The following is a 25,543-nucleotide window of genomic DNA, read 5'->3' on the forward strand; positions in this document are numbered from 1 at the left end:
CAATCCGGGTCAACTACCGAGTACCGGTTCGGCCATGCTGCCATCCTGGCCTTCGATCAATTCGATCAGCGGGGCCACATACGGCTCGGCCCAGGCAGGTCGCTGCACCCCAACATAGATGCTCAGGGCAATGAGCGCAATAAAGAAGAGGTTGATGAGCATGCGGATGAATCCGGCGAGTCGTGACACACACCCGCGTCGTTTGCGCTTTGGTTGCGCCGCTGGTGCCTGAGGCACAACAGGTTGTGGTGCCGGTGGGGATGCAATCTTGCCGGGAGCCACCGCCGGTGAGGGAACAACCTTGCCGGGGGTCACCGCCGGTGGCGCAGCAACTTGTGCCGCAGCAGCCTGAGGGATGCGGACGGTTGGGGGGGCCACGCGCACCTGCGGTCGTTGGGGGGCTGCCTGTGGCATAAGCGCTCGGCGAAAGGCCTGAACAGTTGCAAAACGATCCTGAGGCACCTTCTGCAAGGCCTGCTGCAGCGCATCACTTGTCCGTTGGGAAATGGTTGGCACAAGGTTCCGCGCTGCCGGGTAGCTAAACGGCAGTTGATCGGTTGGATCACGGCCCGTCAGCAGATGGTGCAGGGTGGCAGCCATGGCGTAGATATCAGATTGAGGTGTTGCCAGACCTTGATACTGTTCGGGGGGCGCATAGCCCGGGGTGCCAATCTGTGTCCCCCGTTCGGTTGGCTTGAAAAGCTTGGTAATGCCAAAGTCAACCACCTTGATCCCATCGTGCTCGTGCTCAACCATCACATTCGAGGGCTTCATATCACGGTAGATCAGCCCCTTACCATGCAGATGTTCCAGCACATCGCAGATCTGATCAGCCCATACCAGCACACGCTGCTCAGCAAAAGGGCCTGTCCGCTGCACCAGTTCCTCGAGATCGTCGCCACGCACAAAATCCATCGTCAGATAGTGGCGGCCCTCATCGCGAAAATGGCTATAGACCCGTGGGATGCGCGGGTGATTGAGCCGTTGCAATATCTCGGCCTCGTCATTGAACCGCTGGATCGCCTCCTGCCGCTCATTGGCGTTGGTAAAACGATCATGCATCTCCTTGATCGCATAGACCTTGCCTTGCTCGTCAAGGCCTTCATAGATCGCCCCCTGCCCACCCTGCTTGATCACCCGCGTAATGACATACCGACGGGGATCGCTCGGGCGGTCGTTATTGAGCATCACGTCATGCCCGCAGTGTTGGCAAAAGCGTGCGCGGCGCAAGTTTTGCTGATGACACATAGGACAGAGGATGTGCGTCACGTCGTCCATAGCGCTCCAGACTGGCAGGGTAATGAGGGCAACCATACCCACAGCGTAGCAGGCCCATTCGCTTCAGGCAAACCGAAGCTATGAGATTGACGTTGTGCAGGGCAAATTTGTTGCACGGGCCTGCGCCCGATACGCCTTCCTGAGCAGTACGTGGGCTGTAGGCCCCGTACTGCTCAGGTTACCCCTATTTCCAATCTTTTTTGCGATACCCAAGCCAGTTGAGCGCGTTGGCATCGTCACGCCAGTTGGGGCGAACTTTGACCCAGAGATCGAGGAAGACCTGGTGCCCAAGCATGCGCTCTATTTCGTAGCGTGCCGCGGTACCGATCTTTTTGAGCATCGCGCCACCCCCGCCGATGACAATCGCTTTCTGGCCTTCGCGCTCCACATTGATCGTCATGCGGATGTAGGTGCCATTGTCGCGGGGTTCCCATTCGTCAACCTCAACGGCGACGGCATGGGGAACTTCCTGTTGCGTATGGTAGAGCACCTTTTCGCGCACAAACTCGGCGGCGAGTTGCTGTTCGTGCTGGTCAGTCACCTGATCGTCAGGGTAGAGCGGCGGGCCAAGGGGCAAACGCAGTTCGAACGCCTCGATCAAGGCATCGAGACCCAATCCTCGTTGGGCCGAGATAGCCAGTTCCAATTCCCACGCGCCAAGCGCCCGGTACGCTTCGAGATATGACTCACCGATCGTGCGTGGTGGGAGATCAACCTTATTGAGGATCAGCACCGCGTGGCCGCGTACCCGTTGCACCTGGGCCGCAATCTGGCGGTCGAGTTGCGATGGAGGCTGGCTGATATCAACCATAAAACCGATCACATCCGCGTTGGGGAGCGTCCGTTCAGCCATCTCGACCATCATGCGCCCGAGGGCGTGATTCGGCTTGTGAATACCGGGGGTGTCAACAAAGATGATCTGAGCATGGGGACGATTGAGGATGCCACGCAGCGGCACCCGGGTTGTCTGAGGTTGGGGTGAGACAATCGCCACCTTTTGACCAAGCAACGCATTGAGCAAGGTACTCTTGCCGACATTTGGTTTGCCAACCAACGCGACAAACCCCGAACGAAAATCGGCAGGGAGGTTGGGCAATGGCTCAGGTGATCCCGGCGCAGCCGAGGCAAGGGTCGCTGCATGTGGGGGCGCAGGTTGAGCAGCGCTTGAAGGGACATCAGCGTCGGCGTCAAGCGCAGGTGCGGGTGTGAGCGTGGGGAAGACGTCTGCGTCGGGATCAACCGGAGCAACCCTGGCGGGAGCAGCTGCATCGAGGTCAGCCGAAGCAGCCTCGCCAGGGCCAACCGCATCGAGGTCAGCCGGCGCAACCTCGGGTTGGCTAAAGACAACTGGCCCATCACCAAGAGCGGACTCTGGTTCATCAAGAAGAACCAGGATTGGTGCGAGCGCAGCGAGGGTTTCAGGTGTTGCGAGTGGAGGCGGGAGCACAAGCTCGATCCCGAGGATCGTCTCATCGGCATCAAGATCGAGGATCGCCGTCTCGACGAGAGGCACCCGTTCAACAGGAACGGACTGAGCGAGCGTGATCAGCAGCACGCCCGAGCTCGTATTCAAAGAGTCGTAATCACCATCGAGCACCAGATCAAGCTGAGCGAGGGTCACCTCGTCATCAAGTTCTACTTGCAGGGCGACCAGACGGCCTTGGGCATCAAGCAAGAGCGCAGCAGGATACTCGAGCACCGCCACGGCCTGACCTTCTTGAAGGAGCGTAAAATAGACATAGAGGGTTCGAGCCTCGGCGTCAAACGAAGCTTGCAGCATGGGTATCACTCATCTCGGCCACGTTTCAGTGGAATTTCGGCTTTCAAATGATCATTTGCCTCCCCGCGAAGCAAGGTAACTTCAATCTGATCAGAGTCAACATGGGGCAAATAGCGTGAAAGCACTTCAGCCATTTCAATTTTCATCTGTTCAAGCATATCGGGGGTCAGCTTATAGCGATCGTCTACCAGCACCATCATCAGACGCTGCTTGGCAACACTGGCGCTGCGATCGCGGCGCCCTCCCCCAAAGAGATTGCCTAAAAAGCCCACAGCAGGGTCCTTTCGCTACGTACGGCGGCGTCCAAAGATTCCAAAAAAGCGTTCAAGCACACCAGGCTGATCCTGGAGGGGCAGGAACGGCACTTCTTCCCCATTGAGGCGGCGAGCAATATTCAGAAACGCCCGACCAGCCAGCGAATGCTGGTCATAGACAGCGGCCTCGCCGCGGTTCGTCGAGGTCACAATAGCCTCATCATCGGGCACAATGCCAAGCAGATTGATCGCGAGCAACTCAATCACATCCTCAACCGACAGCATCTCACCACGATTAACGAGGCGCGGCTTAATCCGATTCACAATCAGACTCGGCGTCCCCTTTTCAGCCGCCTCGACGAGCCCAACAATGCGATCGGCATCACGGACGGCCGACACCTCGGGCGTGGTAACAATAATCACCTCATCAGCCCCAACGATCGCATTACGAAAACCGCCTTCGATACCAGCGGGGCTATCAATCAAGATAAAATCAAACTCGGTACGCAACTGATTAGTCAAATAGACCATCTGCTCAGGGCTTACGGCATCTTTATCGCGTGTCTGGGCTGCGGGAAGCAGGCAGAGTTCAGGTAAGCGTTTATCTTTAATGAGGGCTTGGCGGAGGCGTGCGCGACCTTCGACCACATCAACCAGATCATAGACAATACGATTTTCGAGGCCCATCACCACATCAAGATTCCGCAACCCGATATCAGCATCCATCACAGCCACGCGTGCGCCTCGCATAGCCAGCGCTGTACCGAGATTCGCCGTTGTTGTTGTCTTGCCGACACCGCCTTTGCCCGAGGTGATGGTAATAACGCGCGCCATAGACACTCCACTCGCTCCGAGCCAGATCAAAGAAGTCAGCGGGAAAGCCACCTCCTTCAACCTGACCCATTACCGCTTATAGTTTTCCCACGACTCAACGACAATCTGATGCTGCTCAATCCGTGCAACCTCGGGCACATGCGGCCCATTGCTCCGCGGAGGGGTTGTTGCGATCTGATCGGCGATGCGCAACTGAGTTGGTGACAACTCGAGGGCGCAGATGACTACCTCGGCATTGCCGAGGGCCCCAGCGTGAACAAAACCACGCAACCGCCCCCAGACGATAACGCTGCCCCCGGCAATCAATTCACCGCCGGGATTGAGATCGCCAATCAGCGTAATATGCCCACTATGACGAAGCACCTGCCCCGAGCGCACCGTCCGTGTCAGCAGCAAGGCTTCGCTTTCAGGGGCAAGGGAAGGGGTACCCGGGGGCGGATCGGCATAGCGAGGCAAGGGACGGGCCGTGATCCCAACGGCACGCGCAGCATTGCGTGCTTCACGTGCATTGGCACTGAGCGCATCGGCAACGACACCATGATGTTGCAACAGGTTCAACAATTCACTCAACTGGATCTCATCAAGGGATCGTTCACCAAGTTCGAGAGTCAGGCGTGCGCCATTGAAAAAAGCCTGGTTCTGCGTCAACTGCTGTTCAAGCTGAACCAGCAGAGCAGGCCAATCAGCAGTATCATCGAAGCGCATCCGTAACCCGTCGCGCCCACCTTTGATGCTAATCAGGTCGCTCATGAGCCCATTGCCTAATTTGAACGAAAGAAATTCTCTAAATTATAGCACAGATACCTACGCGGTGATCTGCTAGCGTAATACCTCTGAACGCGCTATACTGTTAAGATACGCCGCGAGCAACCATCAGGAGGATACGCGTGTTACAGCCAGAGGATCTATCTCCGACGCTTGAGGGGTTTACCCAGCGCGAATATGATTTGTTGCGCCGTGAGCTTGCCGAAGCGCAACAGGCCGTGCGCGGGTTACGCCGTCAACTCGACAAAGCTATTGCGGCGTTTGGTGAAGCGCAACGCGCCCATGCCAAGATGGTAGCGACCTTGACCGAGACGATGCGTGAAAATACGACCCTCACCAACGAACGCGACCTCTGGCGGGCACGTGCTCAGCGCCTGGCTTCGGGGGTAGCGCATGAGGCCGATTACGGCAAACCAGTGATTGATATTACCGCGCTGGCCGGTCAAATCACGGAAGATGAAGTGAATGCTATCCGCAAAGCGATGGCGCGCCTCCATCATCCTGATGTCGGCGGCAATCCCGATCGTATGAAGGCGTGGAACGCCGCCCTTGATCGCATTGGCAAGCTGTGATCGTCAATCATTGCTAGGCGTTGTCGCTCAGATCACGATGCAAGCTCGTTCGGAGCTTTTCGAGCAACGACGCGAGCACCTCTTGTTCCGCCGGCTCTAGCAACCCCATCCGCCGCTCGACCGCTGCATTATGTAATGCCGAGGCCTTTGCACACAGTGCATACCCTTCACTAGTCAAAAGAAGCCGCTGGGCACGGCGGTCGTCAGGGTCAGGCGTGCGCTGAACGAGGCCACTTGCCTCTAGGCGATCAACCAGACGCGTAATCGTGCTCTTGACACACAGCAACTCAGCGCCAATATCTGTTAGACGTCGACCCTGTTCTAGATCAAGCCGTTGCAGAACCGCAAATTCGAGTGGGGTAAGCCGGGTTATGGCGAGAATTCGCCGGTCGCCGTCGTCAAGGAGAACATAGATATCGTGGATGAGGCGATGCTGCTGCAAGGCCAGCGACGCAAGGCTCAGTGGGGCCATAAGTAACCCTCTCATGTGCAATAGTTGCAAGTGCAAGTAAGTATAGAAGCGGAATGTGACAACGTCAAGAGATGATGTGTAAACCATGTACACAGGCATTTCGGTGCAGAAACAACAACTTCGCCGCGTGATGCGCCAGCGTCGCGATGAGTTGGCCGGGCGTGAGGCGCATACGCAGGCGCTTTGTGCGCACCTGGAAAGCCTCCCGGCATATCACAATGCCGCCACCCTGCATACCTTTCTCCCGATGCAGAGCGAACCTGACCTGCGCCCGCTGTTGCGGCAGGCGCTGGCCCAGGGCAAACGAGTTGCGATCCCCGTTGTTGAGCCTGATGGCACCCTGACCAACAGTTGGATCAGCAGCCTCGATCCAGCGGCTTTTGTCACTGGGCGCTTTGGGACACCATACCCGACCATGCGGGAACTTGCCGAGCCCGGGACATGGCAGATCACCCTCGTGCCATTGCTTGCCTTTGATGCAGAGGGTTACCGTCTTGGCTATGGCAAAGGGTACTATGATCGCCTGCTGGCGATGAGTCCTGGTTTGCATATCGGCATTGCTTTTGCCTGCCAGCAGGTGGCGCATGTACCCCGTGAAACCCACGATATTCCACTTGACCTCATCGTCACCGAAGCAGGGATTTTTCCTCTGCTTTGACGCAAAGACGCAAAGGCGCGAAGGGTGTTCAGCGTCAGACCTCACAGGTCTTCAAGACCTGTGAGGTCTCACTTATGGTGCCCAGGCAACGCCTGAGTCAACATCAAGCTGCATCCCTGTCGTGAGGCGACGAGGCTCGCTGGCGACGAGCGTCCCCAGTTCCGAGAGACTGAGATCAGTGACCCAGAGGTCAAAGCCTGTTTCGCCGGGGGCAATAGCAAGAAAGGCGAGTTGTGTCACATCGGGGGCAAAAGCAGGGCTACGGGCGGTGCCAAGACTGGTGAGGCGTTGGGGCACCCCAACCCCGCCCGAGGGCAAACCAAAGAGATCGGTGCCACCACCATCACGGGCACTAAAGGCGAGCCAGAAACCATCAGGGGAAAAGGCAGGATCATAGCTCGGCACCGGTGCCCCTGGCACGACACGGACTTCGCGGGTGACGAGATCAAGCCGATAGAGTTGCTGCGCCCCCTGCGGCCCGAGGCCCGCCCGGGTAAAGACGAGCACCGCCCCATCAGGGCTAAAGGCACTGCGTCCAACATGGGCATTGCTATCGGCATAGAGGCTGGTGATTGGCCCGGGGCTAGCCGCAAGCAACGCGAGACTCAGATTATAGTCGGCGGGCGGGTCACCCACGGGTGGGGCGGCTTGGGCTGCCACGACGATTTGCATGCCATTGGGGTGCCAGGCAGGATACCAGACCCACCGGCTTGCATAGACACGCCTGAGGCTGTTGGGTGGCTCGGTGGTGCCAAATTCGGTTAATTGAGCGAGGGGGCCGCCTTCGGCATCGATCAGCAGGAGATCGCTAAAGCTGTTGTGGCGAACAACATAAGCGATGCGATCACCGTTGGGGGACCAGGCCGGATGCACAGCCTCGCCTGACCCGAAGAGGGGCTGAGCCTCGTTGCCCTTCCATTGCCAGATGACCCCCTCACGCACAAAGAGCAACCGCCCCGGCAAGGTCTCGCCGCGCACCACGCTCCCAGACGCCTCGCGGTCGGATCCGGCTGGCTCTGATGGTTGCGCATTATCGCCACAAGCGGTCAAGAGCAGGGCCAAGATAAGCAGCAGGAAGAAACTGTATCGTCGCATAGACGCAACCCTACCGTCGCACAAACCAACTGATAATCCAGGGCAACAGCCGACGGGCCTCACGATTCGTCAGGGGCGCAGCCAGATCCTCGGGCAAATTGGGCGGCAAGAGAGCCTGGAGTGCGCCAGGAACAACTTCAAAGGTCATCGGGGTCATCCCGATGGGATCGCCATCAACCTGTACCGGCATCCGCGGGCGCGAGGTCACCTCAATCGTACGGGCACGGTAATAGGCAATATCAGGATCCTGGCTATAGCTACGCAACAGAATCGCCCCCAGACGACGGAGGGCGCTCAGGCCATTGTAGCCTTTAATCACACAGACATCAAGCAGACCATCGTCAATACTAGCCCGATGGGTAATTTTGACCAGGCCGCCATAGAGTTGTGAATTGCCAATAACGATCATCAGCACGCGCCCCCGGAACGGTCGGCCATCAAGTGTGATGCGGGTGCGCGCACCCCGGATACGAAAAGCCTCTTCGATGCCACGCACCACATAGGCAAATGCGCCAAAGCGACGTTTCTCAGCGGGCTTGACGCCCGCAGTAATCGCGGCATCAAAGCCAATCCCGGCCATCAACAGAAAATAGTGTTCACCGGCACGTCCGAGGTCAATCGGGCGGGGCTTCCAACTCAACAGGGCCGTTGCGGCCGCCCGGGGTTGCAACGGCAACCCGAGCTCACGTGCCCAGACATTCATCGTACCGAGCGGCAACGTTGCCAGGGCCGTCTGCGAACCAACGAGCCCATTGATCACCTCGTTGATGGTACCATCACCACCGGCGGCGATAACCAGATGATAGCCCTGTTCCGCAGCCAAACGTGCCAGACGGCGCCCATCCCCGGCCGCACGAGTTGGTTCAAGCACGACCCGCCAGCCTTGCTCACGCCAGACACTCGCTGCAACTTCCAGTTCGCGCTCGAGCGTTTCAGCCTGGCCAGCCGTCGGATTGAACACAAGCATTGTTTGCATAATACCATCAATGATAGAGGGCTTAAGACTCTGGCAGTATACCACACCCGGCGGTTGACACCCCATAGCCTTTGCGTTACCATACGCTCTACCCGCCTCCTCAAAGAACACCACGCATGTCCTGTATGGCTTTGTAGCAAATCTGACCAGCGGAAACAAGATGTATGCAAGCGTTGATTGATCAATTTCTCGCGTATCTGGCGACTGAGCGAGGCAAAGCTCCAAATACTATTTCGGCCTATCGCATTGATCTCGATCAACTTGTCGCATATGTGCAGGAACAAGACGTGAGGGCCTGGACTGACGTTACCCCTGATCATGTGATGGGTTTTTCGATCTTTTTGCGTGAGCGTCGGTATGCCAATAGTACAGTTGCCCGACGTACCGCAGCAGTGAAAGCGTTTTTTGCGTATCTCGTGAGTCAGCACGTGATCGAGGTTGATCCCTCAACGGCAATTGACTCACCAAAGGTTGATCGGTATACGCCAAAATCGCTCACGTTGTTCCAGGTTGATGAACTGCTCGAGTTGCCCCTGCGCTCGTCATCGCCTGAGGGGTTGCGCGATAAAGCAATGCTTGAGTTGCTCTATGCGACTGGGATGCGCGTGGGCGAACTGGTGGCGCTTGAGCTCGATGATCTGTCGCTTGAAGCGCGCACCGTACGCTGTGCGGGCCGCGGCGGGCGCGAACGGGTCTTGCCGCTCAACGATACGGCCTTTATTGCGATCGAGGAGTACCTCGATAATGCGCGTTCACAGTTAACGCGGTCAGACGGTGTGCGGGCCACGGCGCTCTTTGTGAATCACCGTGGCAAGCGGCTGACCCGTCAGGGCTTCTGGCTGATCCTCAAGGGCTATGCCGAAGAAATTGGGCTCTATGATCTGACGCCGCATACGCTGCGCCATTCGTTTGCCAGCCATATGCTCGCCAATGGGGCCGATCTGCGTGAAGTGCAAGAGCGCCTGGGCCATGCGTCACTTGCGACAACCCAGATCTATGCAACCATGCAGAGCGAGCAAGCTTCGTTGTTGCCGACGTTTGCTCAACTCAACTCAACGCGGTCTATCCCGCAGCCCAACGTTAAGGCAGATGCCGTTCAGGATGAGGATTAGTTTATGCCTGCTCTTTCGATGGATCAGATCGTCTCGCTCTGTAAGCGCCGGGGTTTTATTTTTCCGGGAAGCGAGATCTATGGCGGTCTTCAGGGAACTTACGATTTTGGCCCGTTGGGGGTTGAACTCAAGAATAATTTGATCGCTGATTGGTGGCGCACCAATGTCTATGCCCGCGATGATATGGAGGGGCTCGATGCGGCGATTCTGATGAATCGGTTGGTCTGGAAGTATTCCGGCCACGAGCAGACCTTCAATGATCCCCTGGTTGATTGTCTGGTCTGCAAGGGGCGCTTTCGTGCCGATAAGCTTGCCGATGCGCGCTGTCTGTTGCATCCTGATCAGCGCCCTGGAACTTGCGAGGGCCGCTTTACCGAGCCACGCGATTTCAATATGATGTTCAAGACGGCCATCGGGCCGGTCGCCGATGATGAGGCATTTGCCTATCTGCGCCCCGAGACCGCCCAGGGTATTTTTGCCAATTTTGCGAATGTGTTGACGACGACGAGCCGCAAGTTGCCCTTTGGCATTGCGCAGGTCGGTAAGGCGTTTCGCAATGAGATCAATCCGCGCAATTTCCTCTTCCGGGTGCGCGAGTTTGACCAGATGGAGATTGAGTTTTTTGTGTTGCCGGGTACCGATGAAGCCTGGCACGAGCACTGGCTCCAGGCACGCCTCGACTGGTGGGCCTCGGTTGGGGTGCCCCGCGAGCGCATTACGATCTATGATGTGCCGGCTGATGAGTTGGCCCACTATTCGAAACGCACCTATGATTTGATGTACGATTATCCCTCCATTGGCGTGCAAGAGATCGAGGGCATCGCGAATCGTACCGATTATGATCTCGGTTCGCATAGTAAAGACCAAGCGCAACTCAATCTGACGGCCCGTGTGAATGCGAATCACGATAGTACGGCGCGTCTGACCTACTATGATGCCGAGCGCAAGACGCACCTGGTGCCCTATGTGATCGAGCCGTCGGCTGGGGTTGGCCGTGGGTTGCTGGCGGTGCTCTGTGAAGCGTATGCTGAGGAGATGACGAAGCCTCCCGCGCCCGAGCGCGTGACGGCGGTTGGTGAGGCGCTGGCGGCTTTCCTGAAGTCGGTCGGGCGCAATGAGAAGATGAGCCCGCAGCAACGCGATGATCTGCTCGAACAGGGCCATGCGATCGCCGCCGCCCTCCCTGAACGCCTGCCCGCCGTCGAGACGCTGCTGGCAATGCCCGGGGCCGATCTCATTGATCTTGGCAAAAAGCTGCGCGGCCAGGCTCAGCCGCTGCTTGATGAACACTATCGCACCGTGCTCCATCTGCGCCCGCGGCTCGCCCCGGTGAAAGTGGCGGTCTTTCCCCTGAAACGGAACCACGAAAAGATCGTTACGACCGCACGGCAGATTCGTCGCCAACTTCAACTAGAAAATAATATGCGTACGGTGTATGATGATACCGGAGCGATTGGCAAGCTCTATCGGCGTCAGGACGAGATCGGAACACCGTTCTGCGTCACGGTTGATTTTGATACCATCGGTGAAGGTAAAGATGGTTCGCTGACCGGAACGGTTACTGTACGTGATCGCGATACGATGGCCCAGGAACGGGTCGCGATCAGCGCATTGCAGGGCTATCTTGAGGCAAAATTGCGCAACTAAAGCGAGGGGCCTATGCAAGGTCGGTTTACTATTCCTACGCGCATCTACCTTGAATCCACAGAACGTGAGCGCTTGCTTGCCCTGCTTCAACGTGAAGGACGTACCCTTGATGATCTGGTGACGGCACTGGTGACGGCGCATCTTGCGCACGTGCCTGAACCATCATCCGAGCAGCACGAGCGTGCCGTTGGCGAGGCGGTTGTTGGCGAATTGCACCAGCGGCGCACCGAGTTGCGCCGCTTGCGCTTCAAGTTGCACGATCCACACAATGAGCCGCCACACTGGTTGCGCACGATGGTGAGTGAGCTCGAAGCCGAAATCGCCCGGCTCGAGGTGCTCCAGGACCGCTGGACGTAACGGCCAATGAAGCTTCGTCTTGATGCGCTGATGGTCGAGCGTGGCCTGGTCGAGAGCCGTAGCAAGGCGCAGGCGCTCGTGATGGCCGGGAGTGTCAAGGTTGATGGGCAACCCGCCAGCAAGCCTGGGATGCAGGTTGATGCGCGTTGCGCCGTTGAGGTCGTCGCTGCGCTGCCCTACGCGAGTCGTGGCGGCTACAAACTGGCGCATGCGCTCGATCAGTTCGGGCTTGACCCGACTGGCCTGACCGCCCTGGATGCCGGTGCTTCGACAGGCGGTTTCACCGATGTCTTGCTGCAACGCGGGGCGCGTCTTGTCTATGCGGTTGACGTTGGCTATGGCATCCTTGAGTACCGGCTCCGTGCTGATGCGCGGGTGGTGCCGTTGGAGCGGACGAATATCCGTTATCTGGAGGCGCTGCCCCCTGCGCCTGGGGGCGACACTTCGATCCGAGCGCCTCTGGCCGAGTGTGCGGTGGTTGACCTTGCCTTCATCTCGCTCAAGCTGGTTTTGCCTGCGATCCAGCGCTTGCTTACGCCGAGTGCCTGGGTGGTGGTATTGATCAAGCCCCAATTTGAAGCTGGCCCCGCCCAGGTTGGCAAAGGCGGCGTGGTGCGCGATCCGGCGATCCACCGCAGTGTTATTCGCCAAGTACTCGGCGTGGCCAACGAACGCGGGCTCACCGCGTGCGGTCTGACCCGCTCGCCGATCACTGGACCCGCCGGCAATCAGGAATTTCTTGCCTGGTTGCAACCAGGTGGAACGCCGCTTGAGCTGGAAAAGATTGTGCTTTAGTGGTTCGCGACGTGGCGGCTTGGCCGCCACGTCGCGAACCACTCTGGGAGGCTGGGGAGCGCAGCAGCGATTTTGGAAGACATCACCGTGACTCAAAACGACGGCGGAGCCAATCAACGGCAACGGTCAGCGCAATCAAGACGAGAATGCCTGGCAAAAAGATCCGCGGGATCATAAAGAGCACAGCCAGACCAAAAAGCCAGATGATGCTATTGATACCATTGAAGTAGCGCCCACGCAGGGCTTCACTGATAAAACTGGTGAGGCCAACAACCACAAGAATGCCCGGCCAGAACTGACGGGTAAAGAAGAGCAGGGCCAGGCCAAGCAAGAAGATCACCCCGGCAATCGCATCAGTGGCCGGCTGTGCCCGTGGCTGCGCAGGTGGTTCTGGCACAGCCAGATCGCGGGCAGGTTCAAGATCGATGATAGGTGGCGAACTGCGCGTTGGCATGGCGGCAGGATCACCGAGGCGCTGACCACAACGCACACAAAAGACCGCATACGGTGGATTGTTGGCCCCACATGCCGCACACGTGATCACATTGGGGTCGCTGGCCTTGGGCAACACAACGGTCGCACCGGTGACCCCCGGTCGCTCGGTTGGCGTTCCACACTCAATACAAAAAGCCGCATCATCGGGCAGATCGGCACCACAGGCTTGACAACGCATGGCTTCCTCCGCAACATTCGGTCACATGTGACCAGATAGAACCACCGCAATCTTCTGGGAGGGTCGGCTCAGCAGCTTTACTCTCGACTCGTAGTGCCGACTTCAGTCGGCTGAGCCGGAAGCCGACTGAAGTCGGCACTACCATAGATTCGATGGACTATTGAATATTCATAAGTCGGCACTCCGATGAGCATACATTGTAATGCACCCTGAAACCTTGTTCCAGAAAATAGTGGAGATCGTCGTTAAAAGCGACTCAGACACGCTTCGGCCTCGCGTTGCATATTCAGCGGGGCCTGATTGACCTCAAGCGTACCGTCAAGAAGCCGCCCCATCCAGGCATTGATCCCATAGAGCGCGCAACGGACGGCCTGCGTTGGCGGCAAGCCAGGCGCCTCGGCGGCGTGCCGAGCGGCTGCGGCCAGCGCGGGATCATCGCCATTGACAAGTTGCGCAAGCACGGTCTGTTGTGCGGGTAAGCGCCCGAGGTCACGGGCCAACTTCAACTGAACCTCGGGTTCGCTGAGCAGCGCCGCCAGCGTTTCAACCTCGGCCAGGCCTGACGCATCAAGCCCGGTTGTAACCATCAGATAGGTGCCACCAAGGGGCGCAAGCGGAGCCTTGCCGGTTGCGGGGACCATCGGTAGTGGGGCAATGCCGAGTTCAAGAGTCTCGCTCACTGCACGATAGCGGGGCAAGGCCCAGTCACCATCAATCGCGAAAGCGGCATACTCCTGGGCAAAGAGGCGCTGCCCACGCGCATAGCTATCGCCATTGGTTGGGGCGGCGGTATACAACTCACGCATCAAGTTCAGGGTAGCCGTCATCGCCGGCGTATTGAGCGTAATCGTTGCGCCGGTAGGATCGGTTGGAGCGCCGCCAAACGCATGCAACCAGGGCAACACCCAGTGCGGATCAGTCCAGGCCATCACCAGACCAGCCGTCATTGGATTGCGCGCCGCCCGCGCACGGACAATCAACTCATCGCTGGTGGAGGGCGCTGCCTCGATCAACTCACGATTGTAGAGCAACAAAAGGCTATTGCGCGCCAGCACCGGAACACCCCAGAGCCGACCATCATAGGTTGCAGTGGTGAGCACCGCCGGCAACGCCTCGGTTGAGCGCAGAGCATCGGGTACCGGCTGCAGGTGACCATCAAGCAACAGACCAGCAAGATCCTCTTGATGTCCCCAGATCAGATCAGGCAACGGCTCGCCGCGTACCGACGCTGTCGCAATACTCAAACGGAGACCATCGGGCGGGCGCGGCACAACCTCGAGTTCAAGGTCGGCGCGTTGGGCCAGATCGGCGAAGAGCGCCTGCACCGTAGCGAGCGCGGGGCCTTCTTCAGCAACCCAGATCGAAAGCGCAGGAAGCGTGGGCGTCGGTGTCAGTGTCGGCGGTACACGCGTGGGCAACGGCGTCGCCGCAGGGCGAGGCACGAGCGTCGGTGTTGGCGACGGTTCACGCGCTTGATCCACCACAATCTCAGGTGATAGAGGAGGAGCAACACACCCGGTAGCGACCATCGCCAAGAGCATTGCGAGCAACAGCAACCAGATTGTACGCAAAAACTTCATAGCCGCATTATAGTACAGTCTGCTATCCACCGTAGCCTAACCGCACATGGCATGCGTGTCCCTGTGGCTGTAGGCCACAGGGATACGCATGTAACTGATCTTAGCTTTGTTAATCACTACCTTGCGGAAAGCAATCTTAACCGCACAGCCGCTCGCAAAGGATTATTATAGACGGCACGAGACGCGTTTACATGCAAGTAGTTCAGCCATCTACCTGTTAGGAACCATCTCTACAATGGTGTAAAGGGATGTTCTGTGCTTACGATAATGAATCGAACGGTTACATGCAGCTTTCGGCCGAAGCATCGAGCATCAAGCAGTATCCGTGACAAGTGGTACGATAAGGCTATGAAGGAGTGACTATGCGCATCGGTATCCTCACCGGCGGTGGTGACGTCCCCGGTCTAAACCCGTGTATCAAAGCAGTGGTCAACCGTGCAGCGGCAAATGGATGGGAAGTTGTTGGTATCCGTAAGGGATGGGCAGGACTGCTCAACTACAACCCTGACGATCCCGAGGGAAGTTCCGAATGGGTACAACCGCTGACACCAGCGCTTGTTCGGACAATTGATCGTTCTGGTGGCACGCATCTCCACACCTCACGTACCAATCCAGCCAAGATAAAACCAGCGGCCATGCCCGATTTTCTCGAGGGCAAATTTGAGCCAGCAGGTGAGAAGAAGCTCATTGACGCGACGCCCCATGTGCTGCGAGTTCTCGAGCATCTCGGCGTTGACACGCTTATCCCCATTGGTGGTGATGATACGCTGAGTTACGCTGCCCGGATGCATCAAGAGGGCATTCGCGTCATCGCGATTCCCAAGACGATGGACAACGATGTTTTTGGCACCGATTACTGTATCGGGTTTAGCACCGCAGTAACCCGCAGTGTCGAATTCATCAATGCCCTGCGTACCCCGGCAGGAAGCCACGAGCGTATCGCGGTGGTCGAACTCTTTGGGCGCAACAGTGGTGAAACCGCCCTTATTTCGGCTTACCTTGGTGATGCTGATCGAGCCTTGATCAGTGAAGTGCCCTTTGATATCGAGCGTGTCGCCAGTTTCATTATGGATGATCGGCGCAACAACCCAAGCAATTACGCTGTCCTCGTTATTTCTGAGGGTGCCAGTATGCTCGGCGGGCAGGTGATCGAATATGGGCAGGAAGATGCCTATGGGCACCGTAAGCTTGGTGGCATCGGGCAGATCGTCGGTGAAGCACTCACCAAAATCACCGGGGTGGATATCCTCAATCAACAACTCGGCTACCTGATGCGTGCCGGTGCTCCCGACTCGCTTGATCGTATGGTGGCCGCCTCATTTGGCAACCTGGCGATCCAGCAGCTCGAGAAAGGCCACGATGGCGTGATGGTTGCACTGCAAAATGGGGTCTACACGACCGTGCTCGTCGACTCGAGTATCCGCGGCGTCAAGCGCGTTGACGTGCCTGAACTCTACGATACCGACCAGTACAAACCTCATATTACCCACCTCGTCGGCAAGCCGATGTTCCTCTATTAGGCATTTGGTTGGGGGAACGTAAAAAAGCCAGCTACGCTGGCTTTTTTACGTTCCCCCAACCAAATGCTGCCACCAGCTTTACACCTCCGTTGACAAATAGCGCTAGCGGCGCTACACTATACTTCAGCCCGGAACAAAAAGCTTATACTCCTCCCGCCGGTTCTTCGCGACGTTAGCGCCCCGGTGTGTGTAATGACCAGCCGTCGGCCTGGTGACAATGCTGTACCCGGCCCCCCCCCAGGGTTGCATGTGTGTGGAAGCCTCATCCATCAGGTGGAGGTTGGCCTTGGCATATTCGGTTGCTCCTTCGTCTTCAGTGCGGGTGCGGACGGTCATGGTAACGGCAGGACGGCGGATGCTGCCGGTTATTGGCATTGTTACAGCGCTGCTTCTCATCTGGGAAGGCAGCAAACTGCTCTTTGGGATCTCTGATCAGCGCCTGCCCCACCTCGGCGATATTGTGGCGACGATGTTTACCCGCACACAGGGTGGCAACGGGCCGCTCTTGCTCGTACAGATGCTGATCAATGCCTGGGCTACCCTGCGGATCGCAATGGGTGGCTTTTTCATTGGTGGCCTGCTCGGTTTTGGTCTGGCGCTCCTCTTTATGCGCATGCCGATCCTTGAACGCGGCTTGATGCCGTATGTCATTGGCTCGCAGACGGTGCCGATCCTCGCGATCGCCCCGATGGTCGTGGTGAGTCTCGGACGGATGGGGGCCGAGCCGTGGATCGCCAAGATCTTTGTTGCGGCCTACCTCACCTTTTTCCCAGTGACGATTGGCATGCTGCGTGGCTTGCGCTCGGCTTCCCCGCAGAGCCTTGATCTGATGCGTTCGTATGCGGCCTCTTCGCTGCAGACCTTCTGGAAGTTGCGCTTGCCCGCGTCACTCCCCTATCTTTTTGCCTCACTCAAGATTGCTGCGTCGGCAAGTGTTATTGGGGCCATTGTCGCCGAGTTGCCCTCGGGCAGCAGTGAAGGCATCGGGGTGATGATCCTGAATGCCGCCCAGTTCTATAATTCGCGTCCTCCGGCGCTCTACCTGGCGATCCTCGTCGCCGGGCTGATCGGCGTGGTTTTTTATGGTCTCGTTGCGCTCGCCGAGCGCCTGATTGTGAAGCGTTGAAGCTATGGATACACCAATTATTGAGTTCGAGCGAGTGTCGAAGATCTATCAGGGTGGTGCGGGGCCTGTCACGGCCCTGCACGATGTGACCCTGCGCATTGCCGCCGGTGAGTTTATCGCGCTCATCGGGCCGAGTGGCTGCGGCAAGAGTACGCTGATGCGTCTGATTGGCGATCTTGAGCAACCGAGCAATGGCACGGTACGCATCAAGGCCAAAACCCCTGACCAGGCTCGTCGTGATCGGGACTATGGCATTGTCTTCCAGTCCCCGGTACTCTACGATTGGCGTACGATCCGCAAGAACGTCGAACTGCCGCTTGAGATTATGGGGCGCCCCAAAGAGCAACGGCACCAACGGGCGATGGAACTGCTCAAACTGGTCGGCCTTGGGGATTTTGGTGAGGCCTACCCGCATCAGTTATCAGGCGGTATGCAACAACGCGCCTCGATTGCCCGCGCCCTCTCGTTTGCCCCGTCGATCCTGTTGATGGACGAGCCATTTGGGGCGCTTGATGAGATTACCCGTGAGCGCTTGCAACTCGAGTTGCTCAGTATCTGGTGGGAGGCTGAACCCCGCCCGACGGTCATTTTTGTTACCCATAGCATTCCTGAAGCGGTCTTTCTCGCGGATCGGGTGGTCGTGATGTCACCGCGTCCTGGCCGCGTCCAACGGGTGGTTGAGGTCAACCTCGCCCGCCCTCGCGCCTTCGAGACCCGCGAAGATCCCCAGTTTTTTGCCCTTGTCACCGAGGTGCGCGAGTGCCTCCGGGCAACTGAGACGGCAGGGTAAGCCTATGCAAGCAACGACGGTTTCAACCCCGGCAGTACGCAGCATCGACCAGGCAGCCCAGTGGTTTCATATGCTCTGGCCGCCTGTGTTGATGTTTGTCTTGGGCATTGCGCTCTGGGAAAGCGCAGTCTGGTTGTTTGAAATTCCGATCTATCTTTTGCCAGCCCCCAGCCAGATTATGGCGACCTTTCTCGAACGCCCCTGGTTTTTGCTGGGCATTGGCATGGTGACGTTTAGCAATGCACTGATGGGGAGTGCCATCGGGTGCTCACTGGGGGTGCTAGTGGCGATCTTCTGTGTGCGCTGGACATTTGTGGCTGATGGGTTGGTGCCCCTCGCCATTGCCGCAAGTGCTGTGCCAATTATTGCGCTCTCGCCCCTGATGGGCATCTGGCTCGGCAGTGTCAGCGCCGCCTCAAAGATCGGGGTGATCGCGGTGATGACCTTCTTTCCGACGCTCGTCAGCGTCTACGCCGGGCTTATTTCACCTCGCGCCGATGCGTTGCTCTTGATGCGGTCGTATGCGGCCCCACAACGCGCTGTCTTTCTCAAGCTACGCATGCCAGCCGCGCTGCCCTTTCTCTTCAATGCCCTCAGAGTCTGCGCGACCCTGAGCATGATCGGTGCCGTGGTCGCCGAATTCTTTGGTGGCCCCCGGAATGCCCTTGGGGTCTATATCAAGACGCAGGCAGGGATTTTGCGCACGCGTGAAGCATGGTCGGCGATCATGGTCGCCTGCCTCTATGGGCTTATCTTCTATCTCGTCATTGTCTTGATTGAGCGGTGGGTTATGCCATGGAAGCATCGGCATTCTGGGCAATGACGCTCGCGTGCAACGCAGCTTTCTTGGGCAAACACAAGCAGAGAAAGGAGCTTCATCGTTTTCACGTGTCGGGTAGTATGGTCTTATCGTGTGCAAATGTATCTTGAAGGAGGCTTTCGTTATGCCCATTGCGAAGCGTTTTGCTCTCTTGTTGGTGATGATCGTGGCTAGCCTGATCATGGCGGCCTGTGGACAGACTCCCCCTGCGGCACCCGCTGCTCCAACTACCGAGGCCGCTCCTGAACCCGCTGCCGAGCTTGATCCTGTCCGTCTCCAATTGAAGTGGGTGGCTCAGGCTCAGTTTGCGGGCTATTATGCCGCCCTTGACCAGGGCTTTTATACCGAAGAGGGGCTTGAGGTGACGATCAAGCCCGGTGGCCCCGATATTGTGTCTGAGCAGGTGGTCGCAAGTGGGCAGGCCGAGTTTGGGATCAACTGGATGGCGAGTCTGCTGGCGACCCGCGAGCAGGGCGTGCCCCTTGTCAATATTGCCCAGATCTACACCCGTGCCGGGATGCGACACCTGGCATGGGCCGACAGTGGCATTGCCTCGCCCGAGGATTTTGCCGGGCGCAATATCGCCGTCTGGTTTGGCGGCAACGAGTATAACTTGCTCGCTACGTTGAGCAAGTTCAATCTCAATCCCGATACCGACCTGACGCTCGTTCAGCAACCTTTTGATATGAACCTGCTGCTCAATCGCGAGGTTGACGCCGCCGCCGCCATGACCTACAACGAGCTCTATCAGGTCTTGAGTGCCGGTCATACGATCGAGGAACTGAATATCATTGACTACAACGAGCTTGGCACAGCGATGCCCGAGGATGGCATTTTTGTAAGCGAAACCTGGCTCACGGCTGATCCGGCCAACAAAGATATTGCGGCCCGCTTTGTGCGCGCTTCGATCAAAGGATGGGCCTATTGCCGCGACAATGTTGACTCGTGCGTGGATAGCGTGCTCAGCCAGGATAGCGGTGGGGTTATGACCCGCGAAGCGCAGACCTGGCAGATGAATGAGGTCAACAAGTTGATCTGGGGCGACCCGCTTGATCCCAGTACCAAGGTTGGCTTCCTCGAGCCTGCCCTGTTTGATTTTGCTGCTGCAACGGCGCTCGAATTCGGTGTCATTACCCAGCCCGCCGAGCCCGCCGCCTATACCCACGAAATCTGGGAGATGGCTTCGCAATAAGCTCTGTTGGGGGCCTGCGGCCCCCAAGCTTGCGCTGGTGAAAACGACCAGCCTGGCCGGTCGTTTTCACCAGCACAAGGATTTTTAGTATTAGAGTGCAACAACAAAGCAAGTCGAGAAAATTATGGAATTTGCCATCACACTCAAGCTGGACATGCCACCAACTCGCAGTGTGGCGTTGACAAAACAGGCTGAAGAGGTAGGGTTTCGGTACGCCTGGGTCTTTGACTCGCATGTGCTCTGGCAAGACCCATATCCATTGTTGACGTTGATGGCGCATCATACCCAACATATGCGCCTCGGCACCTGTGTGACCAATCCGGCGGTGCGGGATCTTACCGTGACCGCTAGTAGCCTGGCAACCCTGAATCTGATCTCGGGTGGGCGCATGGATCTTGGCATTGGGCGCGGTGATAGCTCGCGGCGTGTCTTGGGCAAAAAACCGACGACGCTGGCCGACCTCGAAGTCGCAGCCCTCAAGATCCGTGCGCTCGCCACCGGACGCCCGGTGAGCCACGAAGAACAGACGGTGCAGTTGCCCTGGGCTTGCCAGGATAGCTGTGGCCCCGCCTGTGCCGAGAACTGCCATCCCGAACCCACAATGCCGATCTGGATCGCAGCCTATGGGCCAAAAGCGTTGCATCTGACCGGGCGCATTGCCGATGGGGTGATCCTGCAGTTTGCCGATCCTGCGTTGATCAAATGGTGCCTCGGTTTTCTCCACGAGGGCGCACGCGCCGCAGGACGCGATCCCGCGTCGATCAAGGTGATGGCCGCTGCGCCGGTCTGGGTGGCTGATGATCTGGCCTATGCGCGCGATCAGGTGCGCTGGTTCCCCGCCCTCGTCTCGAACCATGTGGTCGATCTACTCGCCCGTTACGACCAGGCGATGTTGCCGCCCGAATTGACCCAGTATGTCAGTGCGCGGGCTGGTTATGATTACCAGAAGCATGCGGAAGTTGGCTCGAGCAATGCCGCGTTTGTCACTGACGATGTGGTTGATCGCTTCTGCATTGTTGGCCCGGTTGAAGAACATCGCCGCCGCCTCCACGAATTGGCTGCACTTGGAGTCCATCAGTTCAATATCTATCTGATGAGCGGCGAAGAAGAGGCCTGCCTTGAGGTCTACGGTCGCCAGATTGTGCCTGCCTTTGGTTCGGCAAGCAAGTCGGTCTGATCCTGAAACTGAGCAAAGGAGCTGGGTATGTCAACTGTGATCAAGGGTGGAACCGTGGTAACAGCGGGCGATACGTTTCCTGCTGATGTGCTGATCGAGGGTGAACAGATTGTGGCACTTGGGCAGGGCCTGTCTGGTGACAAGGTGATCGATGCGTCAGGGGCCTATGTGATCCCCGGTGGCATTGATGTGCATACCCATCTGGATATGCCCTTTGGCGGGACGGTCTCGTCGGATGATTTTTTCACCGGCCAACGGGCCGCGGCATTTGGCGGTACGACGATGCATATTGACTTTTCGATTCAGCCTAAAGGGGCGTCGCTCCGTGAAACGCTTGATATCTGGCAGGCCAAGGCGACGGGCAAGGCGGTGATTGATTACGGCTTTCACGTCGCGATTACCGATCTCTCTGAGGCATTGCTTGAGGAGATGGCCCATTGTGCTGAGTATGGCGTTACGAGCGTCAAGCTCTTTATGGCGTACAAGGGTGCGTTACAAGTTGATGATACGACGCTCTTCCGGGCGATGCAGCAGGCTGCCAAACATAAGTTGCTCATTATGGTGCATGCCGAAAACGGCGATGCGATTGATGTCTTGATCAAAGATGCCCTTGCCGCCGACCAGCTTGCCCCAAAGTACCACGCCTTGACCCGCCCGCCCGAGCTCGAAGCCGAGGCGACAGCGCGGGCAGTGCGGCTCGCCGAAGTGAGTGGTGCGCCGCTCTATGTCGTTCACCTGACCAATGCCGGTGCGCTTGAAGCAGTGCGCCTGGCGCGTGCGCGCGGTGGGGCCGGCCATATTTTCGCCGAAACTTGTACCCAGTACTTCTTCTTTACTAAAGATGATCTCGCCCGCGAGGGCTTCGAAGGAGCCAAGTGGGTCTGTTCGCCTCCGTTCCGTGAAAAACACGACCAGGTCGCGCTCTGGCAGGGTGTGGCCGATAACTCATTGCAGGCCGTCTCGACCGATCACTGTCCCTTCTGGTTTGAAGGCGGCAAAGACGGACGCACGCCTGGCAAGGAGCTAGGGAAGGCCAGCTTTGCCCAGATTCCCAATGGCTGCCCGGGCATCGAAGAGCGCTTGATGCTGCTCTATACCCACGGCGTGCGCACTGGCAAGCTCTCGCTGAACCGCTGGGTCGAACTTTGCTCGACCAACCCGGCCCGGCTCTTTGGCTGTTATCCGCAGAAGGGTGCCGTCGCGCCCGGCTCTGATGCCGATCTGGTCATCTGGGACCCCGAGGCGAAACGAACGCTCAGCGCCGCCACGCAGCACCAGCGCACCGACTATACCCTCTATGAGGGCTGGGAAGTTGTTGGCGCACCGCGTACCGTGCTTTCCCGCGGTCAGGTGCTGGTTGACAACGGTGAATGGAAGGGCGAAGCAGGCGCAGGACGCTTTGTGCATCGCCGCCCGTTCGGGCTGTAGCTTAAGAGGAAGAAGCATGACCGTAGCAACAATTGATCCGGCCCGCACGATCGCCGAGTTGAAAGAACTGCGTGCGCTTACCGGTGATGAGAACGGGGCCCAGCGCGTCGCCTGGACCGAGACCTGGGCGCAGGCCCGCACGTGGCTCAAAGCAAAACTGGCCGAACTGCCAGTCACCGTTGAGACCGATGAGGCCGGCAATCTCTGGGCGACCCTGCCAGGCGCCTCGGAACAGGCCTTGTTGATCGGCGGCCACATCGATTCGGTGCCCAATGGGGGTTGGCTCGATGGCTGTATGAATACGCTGGGCGGGCTCGAGGTGATGCGCCGTATGGCTGCTGAAGGTACGCCACCAGTCACGTTGCGCCTGGTTGACTGGGCCGACGAAGAGGGTGCTCGGTTCGGGCGGAGTCTGCTTGGCTCCAGTGCTTTTTCGGGCAACCTTGATCCGGCGGGTGTGGCCGATCTGCGCGATAAAGACAGCATCCGTTTGGTTGACGCGCTCGCCGCGCAGGGGGTGGATCTCTACCAGGCGAAGGCATGCGGAGGTCGGGCGGCCAATGCCGCCGCCTATCTCGAATTGCACATCGAACAGGGTCCCGTGCTCGAAAGTATGGGTTTGCCGGTTGGGATCGTCATTGGCACCTTTGGCGTCGAGCGCCACGCGATCACCTTTACCGGCCAGGCGGCGCACGCGGGTTCGACGCCGATGGACAAACGGCGCGATGCCTTTGGTGCGGCGGCGAAACTCGGCCTGGAAATTCGCGAAATCGCCAAGCGCCACGGCGGGGTCTGCACCGTTGGAAGTTGCATCACCAAACCGGGTATTGTGACCGCAGTTGTCGGTGAGTGTATGATCACCCTCGATCAGCGCCACATGGAAGCCGCGTCGCTTGCCGCTATGCTGCAAGAGGCGCAAGACGCCGCTGAGCGCTTTGCCGCCGAAGAGAAGTGCGGGGTTGCGTGGGAACGGATCTGGCACATCGAGCCAATCCCGTTTCACCCTGATCTGATCGCGCTGGGGGAAGAAGCCGCCCGTGCCATCTGCGGCACGGTGCATCTCCTGCCGAGCGGCCCACTCCACGATGCCGCCGAAGTTGCGCGTGCGGGAATTCCAACGGTGATGATCTTTTCGCAGAGTCTCTATGGCATCTCGCACAACAAAATCGAAGACACCCGTGAAGAGGACATTGCTTACTCGGTACAGGTGCTAGATCGCGTGGCGAGTCTGACGATGCAATGGATTGTTGGGCACGGGGCTAAAGAAATTTGACGCAAAGGCGCAAAGGCGCAGAGTTTTCCTGCGGAAACCTGCCAGGTGTGCGCCGCCGCGATCCATGGGGGTACCGGAGGCATGTCCCGGCGCACACCTGGCAGATATTACGTTGACGTGTCCATTGGGCGAGCCAGACGACATACATATGTTCGTTTTTATAGAGGTTTAGGCTGCTTCGCCGATGGACCGAGGACTTTCGCGGGGTCGTAGGGGGTCTGATGCTTCAACACACCATAGATGATATGCACCAACTTACGCATGACGGCACCGATAATCACTTTCTTGGGCTTGTTATTGGCGGCCAGACGTGCCGCAAAGGCCTTGACTGCCGGACAGTGGGTCATCGCGGTAATGGCGGGCCAGTACAACGCCGACCGGAGGTTGGCATTGCCCATTTTCGACATGCGCGGTCGGCGGCGCACCGACGTCCCCGACTCGTACTGGCTGGGCGTGACCCCCGTATCGGCTGCCGCCGACCGTGCCGAGTCGTACTGGTCCATCGCCGCGAATTCGGCCAACAGCTTGGCGGCGGTGACCGTCCCAATCCCGACAATGCTGGTCAGCAGTTTCAGGTTCGTCCGCAGTTCGGGGTTGGCCTTCATATGCGCCGTGATCGCCTGGTCGACCTCCTGAATCTGCGTCGCAACCACCTTCAGGATGGCATCCAACGATTGGCGCACCAGCGCATCGGTGGTGTCCCGCAAGCGATTGGTGTGTTGCAGTTGCGTCTGAAGCAGATCGTCCCGATGGCGGACCAACGCCCGCAAATGCTGCCGCACCTCGCTCATCGGCTCCCACGCGGTCGGCTGGTGGGTCGCACAAAAGGACGCAATGATGACACTATCGAGCTTGTCGGTTTTGTTGCGCTGCATCGTGGCTTGGGCGTAGCCCTTGATCCGAGCCGGATTCACCACACTGACCGTGTGCCCCCGCGCGTGGAGCCACGTTGCGAGCGCCTCCCAGGAGATGTTGGTGGCTTCCATACACGCATGGACGTGGGTCACGCCGAGCCGTATCAGCCAGTCGGTCAACTGGGCGAAGCCATCCGGGGTGTTGGGGAACGCCTGGTACTGATGGGCACCGGTTGCGGTCTGTACCGTCGCATCAAATGTCAGTTTCGCCAAATCAATGCCAAGGACGTCCATGAGTTTCCTCCTCATTGCACGGTCGCCACGTCTGATGCGTGTTCTGGGCAGAACCTTGTTCGTGCGCCCTGGCAGGATGCCGGGAAACGATCTTACACAGCCTCGACGAACACGCGTACCACTGCACATGACCGATCTGCCAGACGGCCTCATGGGCACAGGACTTTCACGGTCTTTTTCGGCACTGGCGTGCCCATGATAGCAGGGTGGCGGTCGTGTGC

The 25,543-nt window shown here is 58.3% G+C and carries 25 protein-coding genes; 14 read left to right on the forward strand and 11 right to left on the reverse strand.

Translation table 11 applies throughout. The features are described from left to right. Nucleotides 1-9 precede the first annotated feature (9 nt). The 5 genes from EKD05_RS14045 to minC all read right to left on the reverse strand — a co-directional run bounded on the left by EKD05_RS14045 (nucleotide 10) and on the right by minC (nucleotide 4,896). Nucleotides 10-1,278, reverse strand: coding sequence for a serine/threonine-protein kinase (locus tag EKD05_RS14045; RefSeq protein ID WP_129673763.1), 1,269 nt, complete (start codon nucleotides 1,276-1,278; stop codon nucleotides 10-12). Nucleotides 1,279-1,462: 184 nt separating this feature from the next. After that, on the reverse strand, nucleotides 1,463-3,058 hold the full coding sequence (gene era / locus EKD05_RS14050) for a GTPase Era (RefSeq protein WP_129673765.1): 1,596 nt from the start codon (nucleotides 3,056-3,058) through the stop codon (nucleotides 1,463-1,465). 5 nt (nucleotides 3,059-3,063) lie between these two features. Further along, nucleotides 3,064-3,330 (reverse strand): cell division topological specificity factor MinE, encoded by a 267-nt coding sequence (minE, locus tag EKD05_RS14055; RefSeq protein ID WP_097654638.1) that lies wholly within the window; start codon nucleotides 3,328-3,330, stop codon nucleotides 3,064-3,066. A 15-nt stretch (nucleotides 3,331-3,345) separates the two neighbouring features. Then, a complete protein-coding gene (minD, locus tag EKD05_RS14060; protein ID WP_129673767.1) occupies nucleotides 3,346-4,146 on the reverse strand; it encodes a septum site-determining protein MinD in 801 nt (266 codons plus the stop codon). Between the two features lie 69 nt (nucleotides 4,147-4,215). After that, nucleotides 4,216-4,896, reverse strand: coding sequence for a septum site-determining protein MinC (minC, locus tag EKD05_RS14065; protein ID WP_129673769.1), 681 nt, complete (start codon nucleotides 4,894-4,896; stop codon nucleotides 4,216-4,218). 137 nt (nucleotides 4,897-5,033) lie between these two features. On the opposite strand from minC, the gene EKD05_RS14070 reads away from it, so the two are divergent. Beyond that, a complete protein-coding gene (locus EKD05_RS14070) occupies nucleotides 5,034-5,483 on the forward strand; it encodes a hypothetical protein (RefSeq protein ID WP_097654635.1) in 450 nt (149 codons plus the stop codon). Nucleotides 5,484-5,496: 13 nt separating this feature from the next. Here EKD05_RS14070 and EKD05_RS14075 read toward each other — a convergent pair whose 3' ends face one another. Then, nucleotides 5,497-5,955, reverse strand: a complete 459-nt coding sequence (locus EKD05_RS14075; RefSeq protein ID WP_129673771.1) for a MarR family winged helix-turn-helix transcriptional regulator — start codon at nucleotides 5,953-5,955, stop codon at nucleotides 5,497-5,499. Nucleotides 5,956-6,040: 85 nt separating this feature from the next. Here EKD05_RS14075 and EKD05_RS14080 point away from each other — a divergent pair, with 85 nt between their 5' ends. Next, the gene (locus EKD05_RS14080) at nucleotides 6,041-6,613 is read left to right on the forward strand and encodes a 5-formyltetrahydrofolate cyclo-ligase (RefSeq protein ID WP_129673773.1); all 573 of its coding nucleotides are present in this window, start codon (nucleotides 6,041-6,043) and stop codon (nucleotides 6,611-6,613) included. 72 nt (nucleotides 6,614-6,685) lie between these two features. Here EKD05_RS14080 and EKD05_RS14085 read toward each other — a convergent pair whose 3' ends face one another. Then, nucleotides 6,686-7,708: a PD40 domain-containing protein gene (locus tag EKD05_RS14085; RefSeq protein WP_129673775.1), complete on the reverse strand. Its 1,023-nt coding sequence runs from the start codon at nucleotides 7,706-7,708 to the stop codon at nucleotides 6,686-6,688. A 10-nt stretch (nucleotides 7,709-7,718) separates the two neighbouring features. Continuing rightward, nucleotides 7,719-8,684 carry a diacylglycerol kinase family protein gene (locus EKD05_RS14090; protein ID WP_129673777.1) on the reverse strand — a complete coding sequence of 322 codons (966 nt, stop codon included), beginning with the start codon at nucleotides 8,682-8,684 and terminating at the stop codon, nucleotides 7,719-7,721. Between the two features lie 164 nt (nucleotides 8,685-8,848). Between EKD05_RS14090 and EKD05_RS14095 the strand changes: the two genes are divergently transcribed. From EKD05_RS14095 to EKD05_RS14110, 4 genes are read left to right on the forward strand one after another with little or no spacing between them, the layout of a single operon-like run. After that, on the forward strand, nucleotides 8,849-9,796 hold the full coding sequence (locus tag EKD05_RS14095; protein ID WP_129673779.1) for a tyrosine recombinase: 948 nt from the start codon (nucleotides 8,849-8,851) through the stop codon (nucleotides 9,794-9,796). A gap of 3 nt (nucleotides 9,797-9,799) precedes the next feature. Further along, the gene (locus EKD05_RS14100; RefSeq protein ID WP_129673781.1) at nucleotides 9,800-11,443 is read left to right on the forward strand and encodes a glycine--tRNA ligase; all 1,644 of its coding nucleotides are present in this window, start codon (nucleotides 9,800-9,802) and stop codon (nucleotides 11,441-11,443) included. Between the two features lie 12 nt (nucleotides 11,444-11,455). Beyond that, a complete protein-coding gene (locus EKD05_RS14105) occupies nucleotides 11,456-11,800 on the forward strand; it encodes a hypothetical protein (protein WP_129673783.1) in 345 nt (114 codons plus the stop codon). Between the two features lie 6 nt (nucleotides 11,801-11,806). Next, nucleotides 11,807-12,595 carry a TlyA family RNA methyltransferase gene (locus EKD05_RS14110; RefSeq protein WP_129673785.1) on the forward strand — a complete coding sequence of 263 codons (789 nt, stop codon included), beginning with the start codon at nucleotides 11,807-11,809 and terminating at the stop codon, nucleotides 12,593-12,595. A gap of 82 nt (nucleotides 12,596-12,677) precedes the next feature. On the opposite strand, the gene EKD05_RS14115 is transcribed toward EKD05_RS14110, so the two are convergent. Next, nucleotides 12,678-13,268 (reverse strand): zinc ribbon domain-containing protein, encoded by a 591-nt coding sequence (locus tag EKD05_RS14115; RefSeq protein ID WP_129673787.1) that lies wholly within the window; start codon nucleotides 13,266-13,268, stop codon nucleotides 12,678-12,680. A 245-nt stretch (nucleotides 13,269-13,513) separates the two neighbouring features. Next, nucleotides 13,514-14,848 carry an extracellular solute-binding protein gene (locus tag EKD05_RS14120; RefSeq protein WP_129673789.1) on the reverse strand — a complete coding sequence of 445 codons (1,335 nt, stop codon included), beginning with the start codon at nucleotides 14,846-14,848 and terminating at the stop codon, nucleotides 13,514-13,516. A gap of 362 nt (nucleotides 14,849-15,210) precedes the next feature. Between EKD05_RS14120 and EKD05_RS14125 the strand changes: the two genes are divergently transcribed. From EKD05_RS14125 to EKD05_RS14160, 8 genes are all read left to right on the forward strand, one after another. Beyond that, nucleotides 15,211-16,368, forward strand: coding sequence for a 6-phosphofructokinase (locus EKD05_RS14125; protein ID WP_129673791.1), 1,158 nt, complete (start codon nucleotides 15,211-15,213; stop codon nucleotides 16,366-16,368). Between the two features lie 286 nt (nucleotides 16,369-16,654). Further along, nucleotides 16,655-17,494 (forward strand): ABC transporter permease, encoded by an 840-nt coding sequence (locus tag EKD05_RS14130; RefSeq protein WP_165360735.1) that lies wholly within the window; start codon nucleotides 16,655-16,657, stop codon nucleotides 17,492-17,494. A gap of 4 nt (nucleotides 17,495-17,498) precedes the next feature. Then, nucleotides 17,499-18,284: an ABC transporter ATP-binding protein gene (locus EKD05_RS14135; RefSeq protein WP_129673795.1), complete on the forward strand. Its 786-nt coding sequence runs from the start codon at nucleotides 17,499-17,501 to the stop codon at nucleotides 18,282-18,284. A gap of 4 nt (nucleotides 18,285-18,288) precedes the next feature. After that, a complete protein-coding gene (locus EKD05_RS14140; protein ID WP_129673797.1) occupies nucleotides 18,289-19,107 on the forward strand; it encodes an ABC transporter permease in 819 nt (272 codons plus the stop codon). Nucleotides 19,108-19,228: 121 nt separating this feature from the next. After that, entirely contained in the window at nucleotides 19,229-20,296 is a 1,068-nt protein-coding gene (locus EKD05_RS14145; protein WP_129673799.1) for an ABC transporter substrate-binding protein, read from the forward strand. 124 nt (nucleotides 20,297-20,420) lie between these two features. Then, the gene (locus tag EKD05_RS14150) at nucleotides 20,421-21,473 is read left to right on the forward strand and encodes a TIGR03842 family LLM class F420-dependent oxidoreductase (RefSeq protein WP_129673801.1); all 1,053 of its coding nucleotides are present in this window, start codon (nucleotides 20,421-20,423) and stop codon (nucleotides 21,471-21,473) included. 27 nt (nucleotides 21,474-21,500) lie between these two features. Continuing rightward, on the forward strand, nucleotides 21,501-22,901 hold the full coding sequence (gene hydA, locus EKD05_RS14155) for a dihydropyrimidinase (RefSeq protein ID WP_129673803.1): 1,401 nt from the start codon (nucleotides 21,501-21,503) through the stop codon (nucleotides 22,899-22,901). 16 nt (nucleotides 22,902-22,917) lie between these two features. Continuing rightward, on the forward strand, nucleotides 22,918-24,174 hold the full coding sequence (locus tag EKD05_RS14160; protein WP_129673805.1) for a Zn-dependent hydrolase: 1,257 nt from the start codon (nucleotides 22,918-22,920) through the stop codon (nucleotides 24,172-24,174). A 158-nt stretch (nucleotides 24,175-24,332) separates the two neighbouring features. On the opposite strand, the gene EKD05_RS14165 is transcribed toward EKD05_RS14160, so the two are convergent. Beyond that, nucleotides 24,333-25,322: an IS110 family transposase gene (locus EKD05_RS14165; RefSeq protein WP_165360736.1), complete on the reverse strand. Its 990-nt coding sequence runs from the start codon at nucleotides 25,320-25,322 to the stop codon at nucleotides 24,333-24,335. Nucleotides 25,323-25,543: the final 221 nt, after the last annotated feature.

It is taken from the genome of Candidatus Chloroploca sp. Khr17 (genome assembly GCF_004138165.1).
In the GTDB taxonomy this organism is placed as follows: domain Bacteria; phylum Chloroflexota; class Chloroflexia; order Chloroflexales; family Chloroflexaceae; genus Chloroploca.

Bases quoted from the DNA above. Each gene is read 5' to 3' on its own strand.
- EKD05_RS14045 (WP_129673763.1), bottom strand. From the start codon at position 1,278: ATGGACGACGTGACGCACATCCTCTGTCCTATGTGTCATCAGCAAAAC.
- era (WP_129673765.1), bottom strand. From the start codon at position 3,058: ATGCTGCAAGCTTCGTTTGACGCCGAGGCTCGAACCCTCTATGTCTAT.
- minD (WP_129673767.1), bottom strand. From the start codon at position 4,146: ATGGCGCGCGTTATTACCATCACCTCGGGCAAAGGCGGTGTCGGCAAG.
- minC (WP_129673769.1), bottom strand. From the start codon at position 4,896: ATGAGCGACCTGATTAGCATCAAAGGTGGGCGCGACGGGTTACGGATG.
- EKD05_RS14075 (WP_129673771.1), bottom strand. From the start codon at position 5,955: ATGGCCCCACTGAGCCTTGCGTCGCTGGCCTTGCAGCAGCATCGCCTC.
- EKD05_RS14080 (WP_129673773.1), top strand. From the start codon at position 6,041: ATGTACACAGGCATTTCGGTGCAGAAACAACAACTTCGCCGCGTGATG.
- EKD05_RS14085 (WP_129673775.1), bottom strand. From the start codon at position 7,708: ATGCGACGATACAGTTTCTTCCTGCTGCTTATCTTGGCCCTGCTCTTG.
- EKD05_RS14090 (WP_129673777.1), bottom strand. From the start codon at position 8,684: ATGCAAACAATGCTTGTGTTCAATCCGACGGCTGGCCAGGCTGAAACG.
- EKD05_RS14095 (WP_129673779.1), top strand. From the start codon at position 8,849: ATGCAAGCGTTGATTGATCAATTTCTCGCGTATCTGGCGACTGAGCGA.
- EKD05_RS14100 (WP_129673781.1), top strand. From the start codon at position 9,800: ATGCCTGCTCTTTCGATGGATCAGATCGTCTCGCTCTGTAAGCGCCGG.
- EKD05_RS14105 (WP_129673783.1), top strand. From the start codon at position 11,456: ATGCAAGGTCGGTTTACTATTCCTACGCGCATCTACCTTGAATCCACA.
- EKD05_RS14110 (WP_129673785.1), top strand. From the start codon at position 11,807: ATGAAGCTTCGTCTTGATGCGCTGATGGTCGAGCGTGGCCTGGTCGAG.
- EKD05_RS14115 (WP_129673787.1), bottom strand. From the start codon at position 13,268: ATGCGTTGTCAAGCCTGTGGTGCCGATCTGCCCGATGATGCGGCTTTT.
- EKD05_RS14120 (WP_129673789.1), bottom strand. From the start codon at position 14,848: ATGAAGTTTTTGCGTACAATCTGGTTGCTGTTGCTCGCAATGCTCTTG.
- EKD05_RS14125 (WP_129673791.1), top strand. From the start codon at position 15,211: ATGCGCATCGGTATCCTCACCGGCGGTGGTGACGTCCCCGGTCTAAAC.
- EKD05_RS14135 (WP_129673795.1), top strand. From the start codon at position 17,499: ATGGATACACCAATTATTGAGTTCGAGCGAGTGTCGAAGATCTATCAG.
- EKD05_RS14140 (WP_129673797.1), top strand. From the start codon at position 18,289: ATGCAAGCAACGACGGTTTCAACCCCGGCAGTACGCAGCATCGACCAG.
- EKD05_RS14145 (WP_129673799.1), top strand. From the start codon at position 19,229: ATGCCCATTGCGAAGCGTTTTGCTCTCTTGTTGGTGATGATCGTGGCT.
- EKD05_RS14150 (WP_129673801.1), top strand. From the start codon at position 20,421: ATGGAATTTGCCATCACACTCAAGCTGGACATGCCACCAACTCGCAGT.
- hydA (WP_129673803.1), top strand. From the start codon at position 21,501: ATGTCAACTGTGATCAAGGGTGGAACCGTGGTAACAGCGGGCGATACG.
- EKD05_RS14160 (WP_129673805.1), top strand. From the start codon at position 22,918: ATGACCGTAGCAACAATTGATCCGGCCCGCACGATCGCCGAGTTGAAA.
- EKD05_RS14165 (WP_165360736.1), bottom strand. From the start codon at position 25,322: ATGGACGTCCTTGGCATTGATTTGGCGAAACTGACATTTGATGCGACG.